The sequence below is a fragment of the Moritella marina ATCC 15381 genome, assembly GCF_008931805.1.
Taxonomy (GTDB): Bacteria; Pseudomonadota; Gammaproteobacteria; order Enterobacterales; family Moritellaceae; genus Moritella; species Moritella marina.
Map to the genome: position 1 here is coordinate 3,207,310 of NZ_CP044399.1, position 16,189 is coordinate 3,223,498.

Genomic DNA, 16,189 nt, shown 5'->3' on the forward strand with positions numbered 1-16,189 from the left:
TTATAACTCGTTAATTAAGCTTTAAAAGGTAATTTAAATTTAGCCAGACGACCTTGTTTAAAGGTTGATAAATCCACGGGCTCACCGGCATAACTCAATGTAACTTGCTCGGGTGCGCCAAGTTTGATAGATAGTGGTGCTAAACCTTGTAATTTAATTGTCTGACCAGCTTTCCTTACGCCTGTCGATAATGTTTTACCGTTACTGTCTTTAATTTGGATCCAACAATCACCTGCAAATGCCAGTACTAACGAAGATTCAATAACCGCAGGTTTAGTATCGATAACGTTAGTCAGCGTACTACTCGCGACAGGCGCTACTGCAGGCTGCTTTACAGCAATCGTTTGTGCTTGGTCTGCTGAAGGGGGGGTTATAGTCGTAGTCAAGTCTGTCGCTGTTTTTTCAGGGGCTGTAACAGCAGGCGTAACGTCGTCATTCGCCACCTCTTCATTCGCCACATCATCATTTTCAAGTGCGACTTCAGGGACTGTGGCAATGACTTCAGGTACAACAGCAAGTTCAGCAACAGGAGTTACGTTAGATTCAGGCACCACAATTTCAATGTCGTCACCACGTAATCCCCAAATTAAAAACACAACCAGCATAAAGCCAATAATACCGTAACTGACCAGCATGAGACGGTTATCGTTCGCTTCTAATTTAGTTCGGCGAGAAAAGCTTTGCAGTGCAGCTTGATCTTCACACGCTGCGTTTTGGCGATCATAAGCACAAAGCACATCATTTTCAGCAATTTTCAAATAGCGGGCATAACAGCGGATGTAACCACGCATGAAAGTTTGGGAGATACCTTTATCAATAACACTTTCTTCAATGTTGTTAATAACAGATAGTTTAAGATTAATATTATCACTGACTTGCTGCACGCTGATATCTAACGCAATACGCGCGTCTCGTAATAGCTGACCTGCAGTTATCACATCGATATCATCTTGCTTCTCAGCTTCTTTTGAAGTTTCTAAATCAATAGTCATTTGTAATATATTTTTGTGTTTGGAACGCTAACGGAAATTGGGCTAATAATTGGCGACTATATACCTCAGCCACAGCTGAACTATTTTGTTTTTCGGCAATTTTAAAACCCAACCAGAGACTGCGTGCGGTTGCCTTACTGACAGATTCATATTTTGTTAATTGCTGTTTAGCCACAGCGAAATCGGCCAACATATAGTTTAATTCAGCAATAGATAACCGTACGTCTAAGTTTTGCGGTGCATACGCGAGAGATGATTCTAAATAGCTAAGCGCTTTTTCGCTATCACCGCTTTCAAGCGCACATCTACCGGCATTTTCATAACTATTCGCAATTTGATTATAACTCGGGACAGCGATGGCAGCTAAAAATTCGACCTCAGCCTCATCAAACCGTGCTATGCCACACAGGAATACGCCAAAGTTATTATGTATATTACCATCACCAGGTGCAAGATCGAGCGCATATAAATACGCTTTTTCTGCTTGCTGGCGCTCTTTTACCTTCTGATAGTAATAGGCATAAGCTAAATAAATATCCGCATTATCCGGTGAATAATGAACGGCTTTATCAAGGTTTATTTTCGCCTCTTGATAGTTCTCAATTTCAATATACTTGAGGGCTAAAGTAAGACGGCTCCGGGCAGCTGCATTTTTATCAACGAAATTATCACTCAAGCCAGAACTGGTTTCGATGTAACTTTGTGAGCTACATCCTGCCAGTGCTGCTATCATTAATCCAACTACAGCGAAACGTTTCATGCCTAAATCCATCTAGTCAAAAGTATTAATCAGCCATTTTGACTGAAATCTCTTCACCTTGCATCCGTTTTTTTAATGTTCTCTTCGTTCTGTCGATTACATCACCCGCTAATTGACCACAAGCGGCATCAATATCATCACCACGCGTCTTACGGATAGTTACCGTATTTTCGTATGTCATCAACACTTTGTTAAAGCGATCGATACGGCTATTACTTGGTTTACCATAGTCACTACCCGGGAATGGGTTGAATGGGATCAAGTTAATTTTGCACGGTGTATCTTTTAATAACTGTGCTAATTCGTGCGCTTGGTCCGTTGAATCATTCACGTGATCAAGTAATACATACTCAATTGTTACTTTCTGACGGTTAGCATTGGATTTACTGATATAAGTCTTAACAGATGCTAATAACTCTTCAATGTTGTACTTTTTATTAATCGGCACAAGAACATCACGTAGTGCATCATTTGAAGCATGTAATGATACGGCTAGTGCAACATCAATTTGGTCACCTAATTTATCTAGCGCAGGTACAACACCTGATGTTGATACTGTTACACGACGTTTCGATAAGCCAAAGCCATAATCATCTAGCATTAAGTTTAACGCTGGTACTAAGTTAGTCATGTTAAGTAAAGGCTCGCCCATCCCCATCATAACAACGTTAGTAATTGCACGTTTCTTGTTGTTAAAGCCAATAACTTGCGTAGCACGCCATACTTGACCAATGATTTCAGAAACACGTAAGTTACGGTTAAAACCTTGTTGAGCAGTTGAACAGAATGTACATTCTAGTGCACAGCCTACTTGCGACGATACACACAGTGTTGCACGATCGCCGTCAGGAATATAAACCGTTTCATATTCTTGACCATCCACTTTTAATGCCCATTTAATGGTGCCATCTTCACTACGCTGTTCTTGGCTAATTTCCGGCGCTTGAATAACAGTTTCGCGTAATAATTTTTCACGTAACTTTTTATTCAAGTTAGTCATTTCATTAATGTCATCACAACCTTCATGATAAATCCATTTCATTACTTGATCAGCACGGAATGGTTTTTCACCAATGTCAGAAAAATATTGGCGCATCGCGTTGCGATCAAAGTCTAATAGATTTATTTTTTTATTACTCATGAAGTGAGCCTCTATAATGTATTTTATTCGGTTTGAAACAATTTAAGACTTAATTTTAAACCCTATTTTAAGAATACAGGGATAAAAAAGACGATGCTAAAATTGAGGTTTCAGGGCGCGGGATTGTACAAAGTTTAACGCCTAGACGCTAGCGCATTGGCCGAATTAAACAAAATAATTTATTCACCGTTAGTTTACATAACCAAGAATCGGAATAGATAACAAATAATTAAAGCTAAAATTCGCAATAAAGGTGACAAAGAGAATCAAAAAGCAAGGAGGATGTGGAGTCAAATTTGAAACAGGGGAATAAAACCGGGTAATAAATCAATCACATATCACTACGCAATTGCTTTACAACCCGTTTCGCTAGTTGATTAGCGAGCGCATACTTCATTTTCAGTAAAGAAGTAAGCGATTTCACGTGCTGCAGATTCTTCACTATCAGAACCGTGTACCGCATTAAAACGCATGCTCTCAGCATAATCACAACGTAATGTGCCTGCTGCTGCATTTTCTGGGTTCGTAGTACCCATTAGCTCGCGGTAGAACGTGATAGCATTTTCACCTTCTAGCACTTGCACCATGATAGGGCCCGACGTCATGAATTCCATCAAAGGTTCGAAGAATACTTTACCTTCATGTTCAGCATAAAAACCTTCTGCTTGTTCGCGAGTTAGGTGTAACATTTTTGCACCTACAACGCTTAAACCACAAGCTTCAATACGTGAGTAAATAGCACCAATTAAATTTTTTCTTACTGCATCAGGCTTAACAATAGAAAAAGTGCGTTGAATCGCCATAATTTTTAACCTTAATTTGAGAAGTTGACTATTTAAATCTGACTATCGGTTCTGAAAGTCAGTCGGATAACCTTAAAAAATAAAGGTTATCCTATTAACATCGACTTTAATTGCATTACAATTTTTAAACAAGTGTTAATCGCGAAACAACAATTAAATACTGCGTAATGCGAGTCCTATCTACCACAAACACGCCACAAACCCAGCCCACAATCTAATTGATTAAATATCAAACTATTTATCCAACGAATTAAGGTCTAAATCTGTCATATCATCCTGACCATCACTGACATCTATCGGCTCTCCAATACCCAGATCGGCATCTATTTGATTCTCAATTACCTTTTCAAATTTGCGTTTCTGCCAAAATTTAATGCCAAACAATACCGCAACAGCCAAAACCAATAAGAAAACCAAACCACCAACAACCCACAACAATAAATTCCAATCACTTTCCGTGTCTTCAACCACATCAACCAATTGCTCAGTCGGTTCAGCTTGAGAAGGAGTGAGCGCGAGTAGCAAAGCACTATCAATCACAATCGGTTTCGGTATAACGAACGCTTCAGAAGGCATATTAACGGTGATCTCTCGTCCCGTTTTCGTTGTGGCATACAAAACTAAGTCGATACTGTAACTCCCCACTTGCTCAGGTCGAGCGAATGTATGGGTTTGTTCTGCTATATCCGCTTCGGCATAGATAATAAAGTCATCACTCAGACCACGATTAACAGAGGTTAAGCGCCCTTTAATCACAATAGTTTCAGACTTTAATTCATCCATATCATAAATCAACTTCAACTCTGGGTCAGCATCCACCAGCAGGGGTAACATTTGAGTCTTAATTGGTTTTGGAAATAAGATCACATCTTGATTAAAACTACGGGTAAATGCGTTATTTTTTACCGCAACTTCAAATCTATATTTACCCGTGGCAAGATCGAGCTGTAAAAATGTAGTAAAAATACCATCTTCCGGTACCTCATCATAGAACACACCTTTGTCATTAAATCGAGCGAGTTCTTGCGACGTAAAATTAAAGTTTTCATCTTCAACACGGTTATAACCATAAGCGGTCACCAGCAGTTCCGTATCTCGTAGATACGTGTCATTGAGACGCTTGTTCAAATGAAACAGTTCACCGGTAATTTTTAGACGCTCGCCACTATACAACTGGATAGGCAAGCGTTTGACTTGTAGCTGTACATTTGACAACAATTGAATACGATTATTACCTTGGATCTTGCCTAATGCTTGCCAGGGCCCCGCCATTGGATTTTCAATCGTAATAATGTCATTTTCTTCACCTTCAATCCAATGGACGCGATCAGATTTATCCCAGATATAAACTTTACTGCCATCTGGACGCACTAAAATCACGGCTTTAGAAAAACGTTCACGCGCAATAATAAAGGTGATTTGCTTAACACCATAGTCAACCCGAAAACGATTATCCAGCAACTTAATATCACTGGTCTGATAAACACCGGTCTGATAAAAGCTGTTTTCGGATGCAAAGGCATTAAGGCTAACAGCAGAAATCAACGCCATCAACAACCAAATATTACGCATGTTTATCCTTACCTTAATGTGTTGTCCATAACGCATCACCGACGATGCCCAGTCTTTCATCATGTGCTTTAAGTTCATCGTCAGTCGCCCGCACCACTTTTAATGATACTCGCGTGGCAGCAACACGGCGAATACCGCTACCTTCTGCGTCTGCGCTATCTTGCGATAAATTCAACTTAGTTTGGCCACCTGTCATAAACAGATAAACGTCCGCTAAAATCTCCGCATCCAGTAATGCCCCATGCAGCGTACGGTGTGAGTTATCAATACCATAACGATTACACAACACGTCTAAGTTGTTTCGTTTTCCTGGGAAGAGTTTCTTCGCGATAGCTAATGTATCGGTAATTTTACAAATTTCTTTAGTTTCAGGTAGACCTTTATTTAACAATCTAAATTCATGATCAAGGAAGTTAATATCGAATGAGGCATTGTGAGCCACCAATTCCGCGCCATCAATAAACGCGATGAATTCATCGGCGATAGCTGAAAAGCTGGGCTTGTCTTGTAGATATTCATCAGTAATACCGTGTACCGCGATCGCTTCAGGATCAACCAAACGGTCAGGTTTGATATAAACATGGTAAGTACGACCCGTAGGACGGCGATTGATCAACTCAATACAACCAATCTCGATCACGCGATGGCCAATGTGTACACCACCCGCTCCCATATTCATACCCGTTGTTTCGGTATCAAAAACGATTACACGACCAGCGCCCTGTATTAACTCTGCATTGTCCAAAGACATAAATTTCACCACTTCAATTAAACTGTGGCTATTCTAATATGAATTGCGGTTCGATTCACCTGATAACAGTCGTAAATCAAGCAGAGAAATAAGAATGGTAGGCGAAACATCGCATGACCAAAATTAAGATGACTTATGCGGTAACTTTTGTGTCGCCCCTGCAGGTATAAAACGACGGTTAGCACGACTGACCTGCCACCAATTTTTAACTGGCGAGATGGGTGCGCGACGTTTACGGGCAACGATAAAATAGACGGACAGAAATGAAGGGAAATGCATTTGACCTATGCTTTCAAACCACCAAGTTAATGGTTTCTTACCGAGGAAAGAGGTGAAACCAAAACGATCATCTTGAATTATTTCAAAACCAAGTAGTTCAAGCCAATCTTTAATCCTTGCAGGCGTAAACATTCTTCCCGACCAAGGCGGGTGATTACGTTTCACCCCAAATAATTTAACCACACCACACAATGACAAAGGATTGTAACCACTTAATACTAAGTAACCATCTCCCGTTAACACACGCTCAACCTCGCGTAATACTTGGTGAGGATCAGCTGAAAAGTCCAATGACTGTGTCAGAATACACGCATCAATACAATTTTCTTGGAATGGCAAATGGGCGGGGTCAATGTATACCCCTCCCATGCCTAACTCAGAGGTCGCAGTCACCTGATGTTGTATACTGCTACCAAAACAATTAAGCTCACCACTTAACGAACCTAATTTTAGTAAATGATAACCAAACATTTTTGGACTCCAGACATCAAGACGCGTCTGAATTTGGCTCGCGAGCCATTCCCCCATTGGAAGATCATCCCAAGAATGGGGAATGATAATTTCATGTTTATGGTGTGCAGGTTTTATTAACACGACAATATCCGCTAAAATTTTGTTTTATATGTAATTAAAGATAATCCCATAAAGAGAGCTATGCAATGCTTGAAGTCATTTCTATCCCTACATTTAACGACAATTATGTTTGGTTGATCAAAAATACTGAAAATAATCACTGCTGTATCGTTGATCCCGGCCAAGCAGACCCGGTACTACAAGTCATTGAACAGCAGAATTTAATTCTCGATGCGATTTTAATTACCCACCATCACTTTGATCATGTTGATGGTATTAGTGACATTATTAGCGCATGTATAAATCCAGTGCAGATTTATTCTTCAATTGCATTAGACGTTGACGCGCCAGTTACCTTAGTAACAGAAAAAACGCAACTAAACCTACTCGATAACAGCTTAATATTGACCGTAATGGCAACACCAGGTCACAAGCGTGAACACGTTGTCTACTATAACCAAACCATGTTGTTCTCGGGCGATACGCTATTCTCGGGTGGCTGTGGTCGTATCCTTGATGGTAGCGCGACAGAACTATTCTCATCATTACAGCGCATCAAGGCCTTAGATGAAAATACTTTAGTCTACCCTGCTCACGAATATACCCAAGCAAACTTAATGTTTTGCTATGCGGTAGAACCACAAAACAACGCCCTTAAGCAGCATATAGAACATACCGCAAAACTACGTCAACGCGGTCTGCCTACAGTGCCAAACAGTCTTAAAAATGAAAAGGAAATCAATGTTTTCTTACGTACTAACACCGCAACAGTCAGCATGGCAATGGAGCATAAATTACTGGAAATAATCACCAGTGAGTTAGCGGTGTTCACTGCATTAAGAGCTTGGAAAGACCATTTTTAACCAATAATTAAGCATCAATATCCCCTATGATACACTTGCTTTGTTTTCCGTTGGCTATTAGCATGTCAGCGCTGTTCACTAACATAAGAGCTATATGAAATTTAAATTATCTATTCCGGTATTAATCTTACTGACCGGGTGCCAAATGACGCCCGAAGATCGCAGTAACGATGTACAAACGACGATAACGCCTGTCGTCGCTCCATCTGACAAAGCCAGCAACGAAGACAGCGGTTTAGATAGTGCAACAGAAGACAAGATTGCCAAACTCATTGTTGCCGAAGACGTTACCGTCGAGCCCATTGACAATGTTTGGATGCGTATTGCCGAGCAAATGACTATTCCGATTCCGGATAACGCTCGCATTGCCAAGCACCGAAAGTGGTTTTTGGACCATCCACAGCATTTAATCACGGTATCAAAACGCGCAGAACCCTTTCTATACCTTATTGTAGAAGAGCTTGAACGCCGTAACTTACCACTAGAACTTGCGCTATTACCCGTTGTAGAAAGTGCCTTTGACCCCTTTGCTTATTCACATGGTAGTGCATCCGGTATGTGGCAGTTTGTGCCAGGCACTGCAACCCAATACGGTCTAGAACAAAACTGGTGGTACGATGGTCGTCGTGACGTACTCGCATCGACAAGTGCAGCGCTCACCTATATGGAATACCTCAGCCGTCGTTTCGATGGAGACTGGCTCCAAGCGCTTGCTTCGTATAATTCAGGGCAAGGTCGTGTCGGACGTTCCATTAAACGTAATAAAAAAGCGGGTTTAGCCACAGACTTCTGGTCATTATCATTGCCAAAAGAAACTGAAGCATACGTGCCTAAATTATTAGCGCTTGCAGATATTTTACAAAACGCCGAAAAGTATAATTTAACGCTACCTATGATTGATAACGAACCTGCGATCCAACAAGTTGACGTTAATAGTCAAATTGATTTAGCGCTTGCAGCCGACTTAGCAGGCATGGACGTGGCTGAACTACAGCGTCTTAATCCAGGGTTTAACCAATGGGCAACAGCGCCTGATGGGCCACATACCTTATTAATCCCCAATGATAATGTCGAAAAATTTGAAGCTGCACTAGCAAAAACAGATGCGAAAGGCCGTTTAAACTGGGTACGTTATAAAGTTAAGTCAGGTGATAGCCTAGGTGAAATTGCCCAGAACTATAATACTTCTAGCAAAATCATTGCTTCGGTAAACAACCTAGATAGCAGCATGATCAAAATTGGCCAAGCATTATTGATCCCAATGGCCGCGAAAGATCTGGAATATTATAAATTCAGCGAATCATCGCGTATCACCCGCCGCCAAGATAAACCAGCAGGCCGCTTTAAAGTTGTACACAAAGTACAATCTGGTGATAACTTATGGGATCTTGCAAGATCTTATAAAGTGAATTACAAAAGTCTCGCTAAATGGAACAATATCGCGCCTCAAGATGCCTTGAAGATCAATCAAAAGCTGGTTGTTTGGCAAGGTAAAAAACAAGGTAGTGCTAACGGTAAAGGCATTATGCGTAATATTACCTACAAGGTCCGTCAAGGTGATTCACTGGCACGTATTGCCGATAAATTTAATGTGAAAGTAAAAGATGTTGTTCGATGGAATGGGTTAGCTAATCAGAAGTATATCCAACCTGGGCAAGCGTTACGTCTTTATGTTGACGTGACAAAAGTGAATACCTAACCGACTTACTAACACAACACGCGGTGTTCTACATAAAACACTGATAATGATATAATACATCGATAACAAGATAATAAAATGGCTTACACTAAGGTTTCCCCTTAACTGTAAGCCATTTTTTATGCTTAATATTTATTGCTTAATACGCGCTAACAGCAACAATAATAACTCGAATTATAAACCCAGCATGTCTTCTTTTAAATCATCATCAGCAGGGTTCTCACCTAACCAAATAGACAGTACTGCTTGACGGAAAACGTCGTTATCAATAGTCGATAATTTTTCATTATTTTTATACGTGACCAAGCCTTTACCCGGTGTGCTCACTAGCGTAAATTGATCGCCCTTAGCAATTTCTGCGCTAAACACACCAATGAATTCTGCGATCTCATCAGAGATAGCCGCAGTATCACCTGCTGTAGCACCGTCAAAACCTTCGTTAATCGCCGTAACCATTTTCTCAGAAGTAATAAGACCTGAAATGATGTTAAGGCGGATAGCGCTTACATCTTGGCTTGCGATTACATTCTTATCTGCCGCTTGTGTAAATAGTGAACCCACATACAAATCAATAAAGAATTTACTACGAACACCTGCACCTTGATAATTAAGTGATGCGCCTTCAACAGATACATTATCTGGGATTGAAACGCCAGACACTTCCTGTGCTGCATTAACAGAGAAACTTAATAGCATTGCAGAAGCGAGAGTTGCTAATTTATTCATGACTTGATCCTATATGAGTCGGTATGAAAAGCAATTTAACCACAAAGAAGCTAGAGCTAAAACTCTAAACATTGGGATTAAACGAATTTAATACAATTTCATGATGTCATAATTAATGCCTAATAAAAAAGCCACTCATTACAAAAATGAGTGGCTTTTTCTAATTTTAAAAGACTGATTTAAATGCTTTTAAACGGTATTTGTTTGAGCTTTTTTAATAGCTACATACTATTTTTTAAACTTAGAGTTCCAGATTTCACTGTTAATCTTTTTATCGATTTCAGGGAATTCAGCACTATCAAATGTAGGCGTTTTACCTGCCGCTAATTGTTTGTTGTAATCTTTAGCAACGATCATGACATATTTAGACAGCATCAAGATAGCAATGATATTAACCAAGGCCATCAGACCCATTGATGCATCCGCCATGTTCCAAATCAGATCCGATTTAGCAATCGCACCAAACATAACCATACCGAGTACCGCGGCACGGAAGATCCACACCATTACTTTTGAATCACGGTTTAGGAATAAGATACTGGTTTCTGCATATGAGTAGTTCGCTACGATTGACGTAAATGCGAAGAACAAAATAGCAATAGCAACAAAAGTACCACCCCAATCACCCACATGAGATGATAATGCATGTTGCGTTAATTCAATACCACCAACACCCGATGTATCACCAAGATCAGACAGTAAGATGATCGATGCAGTTGCAGTACAAATCACGATAGTATCAATGAACACACCTAGCATTTGCACATAACCTTGTGATGCAGGGTGATTAGGGAATGGAGCTGCACTTGCCGCCGCATTTGGCGCACTACCCATACCCGCTTCATTCGAAAATAAACCACGTTTAATACCTTGCATCATAGCAACACCAAGTGCGCCACCCGCAGCTTCATCTAAGCCGAATGCAGATTTAATGATTAATTCAAATACCGCAGGCAATTCTGAAATGTTCATTGCAACAACAACAAACGCAATCAAGATGTAAGCTAATGCCATGAATGGCACCACGATTTCAGCAAATGCACCAATCACACGTAGACCACCAAAGATGATCACACTCGTGAATACCACTAATACAATACCAACGATCGTTTTATCAAAACCAAACGCATTATGCATAGAGTTCGCAATCGCATCAGACTGCACGGCATTAAATACTAAACCAAATGCAACGATTAGACAGATTGAAAATACAACACCCATCCAACGACGGCCTAAACCTTTTTCCATGTAGTAAGCTGGACCACCACGGAAGTTGCCATCAGCATCTTTGGTTTTAAATAATTGTGCTAATGAACTTTCAGCAAAGCTCGTCGCCATACCAATAACAGCAATTAACCACATCCAGAATACTGCACCTGGACCACCAGCGGTAATTGCAACAGCAACACCAGCAAGATTACCCGTACCAACACGCGCTGCTAAACTTGTGCATAACGCTTGAAATGATGAAACACCTTCATTACTACTTTTACGGCTACCAGCAAGAACAGAGAACATATGAGTAAAGTGGCGGAACTGGATAAAACCTAATTTTATGGTAAAATACAAACCTGTGCCAATAAGTAGGTAAACCAGTACAGAGCCCCACAACAAGCCATTTATAAAGTCGATAACTTCCGTCATATTTTCCCTTCCAAACTGTTATTAAAATCTATAGATAGTAGTATAAATAACACCACTCGCTAAACATGGCGCGGAATATAACACAAAAAACCAATATATTGTTAATAAACAGGCGTTAAAATTACTGAAGTCGCAATCGCTACCCTTAGGGGATATATAGATGTTAAATTTAAGCCGCATTTAAGATAAACTATTTTATACCTTTTCCATTCTAGGTTCATTTTCGTGATCTGACACTCAAATCCATCGCTAAATATGACAACAGGCATGAAAAAAATGGTATAGAGAGGGTGTAACTATCATTACAAAGGTGATCCCATGGAAGGAATAAATCAAGTGTCGATAGAAAATACAAAAAAAGAAACAAAATCAGCATCAAAACGTAAATGGCGTGAGATTGAAGCAATTAAGGATAAGCTTAATTTAGAGAAGGAAATTGACGGTTATGACGATCCTTTAAGTTATTACTCTGATCTTATTGCCTAATAAAAAAGCCGCATGTCATCATGCGGCTTTTTTTATTGATTGATAATAGCGTCTGTATTAGACCGTATACTTAAATAACCCTTAAACTAAGCATAACTCTTCGTCAATTTCATGCATAAATCCGGCGTCAATAATACGTTGTTTAAGGCGGTCGTAAGCATCATTAAACACTGCCAATGTTTTTATATCCTGTACATCACCATTCTTCCACAAATGCTCAACCTGACACCAATCATCGGCGGTGAACTTCTCTGCCATTAACGGCATAACAACATTATTTTCATATTGAATATGGTTGCGTTGTTTATCCACAAAACCTCTTAATTGCTTTGCTAGCTCATCAAATGGCATCACAGAGTCAAGCTGGATCATATTTAACGCACTTGAAAGTTCACGACTCAGGAAGTTCAAACTTTGATGTTCCGATGCTAAACGATTCGGCATACTCGCATCTTCAACATAATTTTCGAGGTAATACGAGTAAATGAGATCTTCTTTAGGGTGATGGTAACGGTCAATATAATTACGTAAATAATGGACAATATCATCCATCAATTTAAAATTAACCCCCTGCTGTTCAGATTCGAGTTCCGCTAACTGCTCAGTTAATACATTTAACAGTAACTCTACTTGTTCATGATCTTTAGTTATGAGAGATAACATATAAACTCCAATTTGAAATTATCTCTCACCATCATATACCCATATAGTATTAGTTAATTTGATCCGCTTCACTATTTACAGATCTAACCTACCCATAAAGATATACCTCGTGATTTAAACTAGCGTCTCAACGGCACTCACTTGCCAATTGATTGGGGTTTGCTCGCGAGTTTGTAAACGGTTATTAATCGCAGAAAAATGCTGACTACCGAAGAATCCACGACTGGCCGACAATGGCGATGGGTGAACACCTTCTAAAACATGATGACGATTACGATCGATATGGCGGCCTTTCTTTTTCGCGTGATTCCCCCACAACACAAAGATAATCTCGTCATCTTGCTGGTTTAACAGTTCAACGACATGATCAGTGAATGTTTCCCAACCTGACTTCGCATGAGAATGCGCTTTCGCTTGCTCTACCGTTAATACCGTATTGAGCATCAAAATACCTTGTTGCGCCCATTCGATTAAATAACCGTGATCAGGAGTGGCAAAACCTGCAATATCCGTTGTTAATTCTTTATACATATTACGTAATGAAGGCGGGATCTTAATACCTGGCAATACTGAAAAACACAATCCGTGAGCTTGTTCAGGGCCATGGTAAGGGTCTTGCCCCAAAATGACGACTTTGACATCTTTCAGCGGTGTTAATGAAAATGCTTGAAATACATCATCTTGTTTAGGGTATACCACTTTCCCAGCGGATCTTTCTGCTGTGATAAAGTTGTCTAACGCTAAATAGTACGGCTGCTGCTGTTCATGTAACAAAAATTCTGCCCACGTTTTCATTAATAACTCCCAAAGATTAGCATTGCCAAAAAACTAATTTTATCGTAAAAAGCCTTCTTTAAAACTGTTTTGTCACCAAATTGACTAAAAATGATGAATCCCCAAAACAATGGAGCAAAAAATGACTAAATTTATTGGCGCGCATGTCTCTGCAGCCGGTGGTGTGTGGAACGCCCCTAAAAATGCCCACGATTTAGGGGCTACTGCATTTGCTCTATTTACTAAGAACCAACGTCGCTGGGATGCCAAAGCATTAAGCCCGGATGACATCCGTAAATTTAAAGCAAACTGTAAACGTTACAACTTTACCGCAGCGCAAATTTTACCGCATGACTCTTACTTGATTAACTTAGGTCACCCTGATATCGAAGCCTTAGAAAAATCACGTAATGCCTTTTATGATGAAATGCACCGCTGTGAACAACTCGGCTTAACCTTGCTTAACTTCCACCCAGGTAGTCACTTAAAAAAGATATCGGAATCAGAAAGTTTACAACGTGTGGCGGAATCAATTAACTTAGCACTGGAAAAATCGACATCAGTAAAAGCCGTTATCGAAAATACCGCAGGCCAAGGCACCAACTTAGGTTACACTTTTGAGCATCTCGCCGAGATCATCGAGCAAGTGGAAGACAAGAGCCGTGTTGGTGTATGCATTGATACTTGCCATACATTTGTCGCTGGATATGATCTACGTACTTTTGCCGCTTGTGAACAAACTTTTAACGATTTTGAGCGTATTGTCGGCTTTGAATACCTCGCTGGTATGCACATAAATGACAGTAAAGTAGAGCTTGGTACAAAAGTTGATCGCCATCACAGCTTAGGCCAAGGTTTTATTGGTGAAGAAGCCTTCAAATTTATCATGCAGGATGAACGCTTTAATGGTATACCTATAGTATTGGAAACAATAGATGATACTATTTGGGCTGCAGAAATCGCTTGGTTACAGCAGTTAGCCGCAAATAAATAAGAGATATACCCACGTTATATCAATAATTGGAAAAAGCCCAAACACGCGGAGCCGAGTTTGGGTATTAAAAGGATTATCAACGAGGACTGTTGATAAAAAGGGATGTAATTTGAAATACTCAATAGAGCTTGTACCCCGTTCATGGGAAACCTTAAATACTGAAGTCGAAGAAGTTAGCCAGTTTGGTCAAATAAATACGCTGAATATTCCTGACTTATTACGCTTCGATGTACGCAGCTGGGATGCATGTGATCGCCTACAAGACAAGTTCGATGAAGCGATCCCTCACCTACGCGCTATCGACTTTGACCTACGAAATGGCTTTCCATTAACGGACTTTTTCCGTCATAGTAAGATCAACTCAGTGCTAGTGGTTGAAGGCGATCCACCGCAAGATATATCACACCGTACTTACCGTAATACCTCGTGTGAACTCATTCGTATTATTAAAAAAGAACTGCCTTACATGAAGGTTTACGCGGCTATCGATCAATATCGAACCAGTATGCGTAAAGAGCTCGATTATATTCATGATAAAATTGATGCGGGTGTCGATGGTTTCTTCACGCAACCATTTTTTGATTTGAAATTTCTCGATGTATATATGGATATGTTGCAGGGTACTGAAGTATTTTGGGGCATGAGCCCAATTCACAGTGAAACCAGTAAATCATACTGGGAAAACAAAAATGACGTGGTCTTTCCAAGCGATTTTGAAGCGACAAAAGAATGGAATATTGAATTTGGCCGTGCGATGATCAAAAAGGTACAAGCTCAAGATGATAACGTCTACTTCATGCCAATTAGAGCCAATGCTAGCGAATATCTGGGTAAATTACTCGCCGAAGATTAATCTCATCTAGGTTATCGAATTGTTTTAAAAATAAACCACTTAGCAGAATCTAAGTGGTTATCTTTTATCAGCCAATTCAGCCAATAACGCATCGATTTTAGCGTTTAACAGGTCTATTTTTTCACATTCTACACCCGTTAATTTTGCATAAGTTCGTTGGATCAATTTATCTAAACCATGCAAAGAGATGTGTTCGCCTGTCGTATGTAGCTTAAATGCGCGATCAACTTTACCTCCCTGCTCCAACAACTCTTCAAAAACCATTGATGATTTTTCACCGACATTATTTAGTTCATCAATACTATGGCTATAAGCGCCTAATCCAGCCAACCAAACTTGCCTGACAAAATTCATTTTTGTTGCAAGAGTGAGTTCCGATTTATCATCAAGTTGCGAGTTATCATCAATTTGGATTGAGAACGCCTCATTTTGGGTCTCAATGTCTAGATTATCAGTGCCATTAATCGCCACAAAGTTATCAATCATCACTTGATTAACATCACTTGAATTACAGTTTTTATTCTGACGCATTGTTCAATCTTATCAATAATACTAGGAACTTTAAGCATAGATGTAATCGTCACAAATGAGAGTAGATAATCTTAAAAACAACTCG

The 16,189-nt window shown here is 39.9% G+C and carries 16 protein-coding genes and 1 pseudogene; 5 read left to right on the forward strand and 12 right to left on the reverse strand.

The genetic code is table 11. The features are described from left to right. Nucleotides 1–14: 14 nt before the first annotated feature. From FR932_RS14285 to FR932_RS14315, 7 genes are all read right to left on the reverse strand, one after another. Nucleotides 15–992: a RodZ domain-containing protein gene (locus FR932_RS14285; RefSeq protein WP_019441582.1), complete on the reverse strand. Its 978-nt coding sequence runs from the start codon at nucleotides 990–992 to the stop codon at nucleotides 15–17. Next, nucleotides 982–1,752, reverse strand: a complete 771-nt coding sequence (pilW, locus tag FR932_RS14290) for a type IV pilus biogenesis/stability protein PilW (protein ID WP_019441583.1) — start codon at nucleotides 1,750–1,752, stop codon at nucleotides 982–984. The genes FR932_RS14285 and pilW overlap by 11 nt, the downstream gene beginning before the upstream one ends. A gap of 25 nt (nucleotides 1,753–1,777) precedes the next feature. Next, nucleotides 1,778–2,893: a dual-specificity RNA methyltransferase RlmN gene (rlmN, locus tag FR932_RS14295; RefSeq protein WP_019441584.1), complete on the reverse strand. Its 1,116-nt coding sequence runs from the start codon at nucleotides 2,891–2,893 to the stop codon at nucleotides 1,778–1,780. 377 nt (nucleotides 2,894–3,270) lie between these two features. After that, complete coding sequence (gene ndk, locus FR932_RS14300) at nucleotides 3,271–3,696, reverse strand: nucleoside-diphosphate kinase (protein ID WP_019441585.1); 426 nt, start codon at nucleotides 3,694–3,696, stop codon at nucleotides 3,271–3,273. A gap of 234 nt (nucleotides 3,697–3,930) precedes the next feature. Continuing rightward, nucleotides 3,931–5,346: a TIGR03503 family protein gene (locus FR932_RS14305; RefSeq protein ID WP_240532404.1), complete on the reverse strand. Its 1,416-nt coding sequence runs from the start codon at nucleotides 5,344–5,346 to the stop codon at nucleotides 3,931–3,933. Next, nucleotides 5,282–6,019 (reverse strand): DNA polymerase III subunit epsilon, encoded by a 738-nt coding sequence (dnaQ, locus tag FR932_RS14310; protein WP_019441587.1) that lies wholly within the window; start codon nucleotides 6,017–6,019, stop codon nucleotides 5,282–5,284. Before dnaQ ends, FR932_RS14305 begins: the two co-directional genes overlap by 65 nt. Before the next feature lie 123 nt (nucleotides 6,020–6,142). Further along, a complete protein-coding gene (locus FR932_RS14315; RefSeq protein ID WP_240532405.1) occupies nucleotides 6,143–6,892 on the reverse strand; it encodes a class I SAM-dependent methyltransferase in 750 nt (249 codons plus the stop codon). A 65-nt stretch (nucleotides 6,893–6,957) separates the two neighbouring features. Here FR932_RS14315 and gloB point away from each other — a divergent pair, with 65 nt between their 5' ends. Next, a complete protein-coding gene (gene gloB, locus FR932_RS14320; RefSeq protein ID WP_019441589.1) occupies nucleotides 6,958–7,734 on the forward strand; it encodes a hydroxyacylglutathione hydrolase in 777 nt (258 codons plus the stop codon). Between the two features lie 94 nt (nucleotides 7,735–7,828). Then, nucleotides 7,829–9,433, forward strand: coding sequence for a LysM peptidoglycan-binding domain-containing protein (locus FR932_RS14325; RefSeq protein WP_019441590.1), 1,605 nt, complete (start codon nucleotides 7,829–7,831; stop codon nucleotides 9,431–9,433). A gap of 174 nt (nucleotides 9,434–9,607) precedes the next feature. Here FR932_RS14325 and FR932_RS14330 read toward each other — a convergent pair whose 3' ends face one another. Then, nucleotides 9,608–10,159 carry a chalcone isomerase family protein gene (locus tag FR932_RS14330; protein WP_019441591.1) on the reverse strand — a complete coding sequence of 184 codons (552 nt, stop codon included), beginning with the start codon at nucleotides 10,157–10,159 and terminating at the stop codon, nucleotides 9,608–9,610. A 228-nt stretch (nucleotides 10,160–10,387) separates the two neighbouring features. Beyond that, nucleotides 10,388–11,803, reverse strand: a complete 1,416-nt coding sequence (locus tag FR932_RS14335) for an alanine/glycine:cation symporter family protein (protein WP_019441592.1) — start codon at nucleotides 11,801–11,803, stop codon at nucleotides 10,388–10,390. Nucleotides 11,804–12,121: 318 nt separating this feature from the next. Here FR932_RS14335 and FR932_RS14340 point away from each other — a divergent pair, with 318 nt between their 5' ends. After that, nucleotides 12,122–12,289, forward strand: coding sequence for a DUF3545 family protein (locus tag FR932_RS14340; RefSeq protein WP_019441593.1), 168 nt, complete (start codon nucleotides 12,122–12,124; stop codon nucleotides 12,287–12,289). Nucleotides 12,290–12,370: 81 nt separating this feature from the next. Here FR932_RS14340 and FR932_RS14345 read toward each other — a convergent pair whose 3' ends face one another. Together FR932_RS14345 and ung are read right to left on the reverse strand one after the other, a co-directional pair. After that, entirely contained in the window at nucleotides 12,371–12,952 is a 582-nt protein-coding gene (locus tag FR932_RS14345) for a hemerythrin domain-containing protein (RefSeq protein WP_019441594.1), read from the reverse strand. A gap of 114 nt (nucleotides 12,953–13,066) precedes the next feature. Then, a pseudogene (ung, locus tag FR932_RS14350) lies at nucleotides 13,067–13,753 on the reverse strand (uracil-DNA glycosylase); the annotation flags it as partial. Nucleotides 13,754–13,868: 115 nt separating this feature from the next. Here ung and nfo point away from each other — a divergent pair. Both nfo and FR932_RS14360 read left to right on the forward strand, forming a co-directional pair. After that, complete coding sequence (nfo, locus tag FR932_RS14355; RefSeq protein WP_019441596.1) at nucleotides 13,869–14,720, forward strand: deoxyribonuclease IV; 852 nt, start codon at nucleotides 13,869–13,871, stop codon at nucleotides 14,718–14,720. 109 nt (nucleotides 14,721–14,829) lie between these two features. After that, a complete protein-coding gene (locus FR932_RS14360) occupies nucleotides 14,830–15,573 on the forward strand; it encodes a methylenetetrahydrofolate reductase (RefSeq protein ID WP_019441597.1) in 744 nt (247 codons plus the stop codon). Nucleotides 15,574–15,630: 57 nt separating this feature from the next. Here the strand turns inward: FR932_RS14360 and FR932_RS14365 are convergent, their stop codons facing one another. Beyond that, nucleotides 15,631–16,104, reverse strand: coding sequence for a hypothetical protein (locus FR932_RS14365; protein WP_019441598.1), 474 nt, complete (start codon nucleotides 16,102–16,104; stop codon nucleotides 15,631–15,633). Nucleotides 16,105–16,189 lie beyond the last annotated feature (85 nt).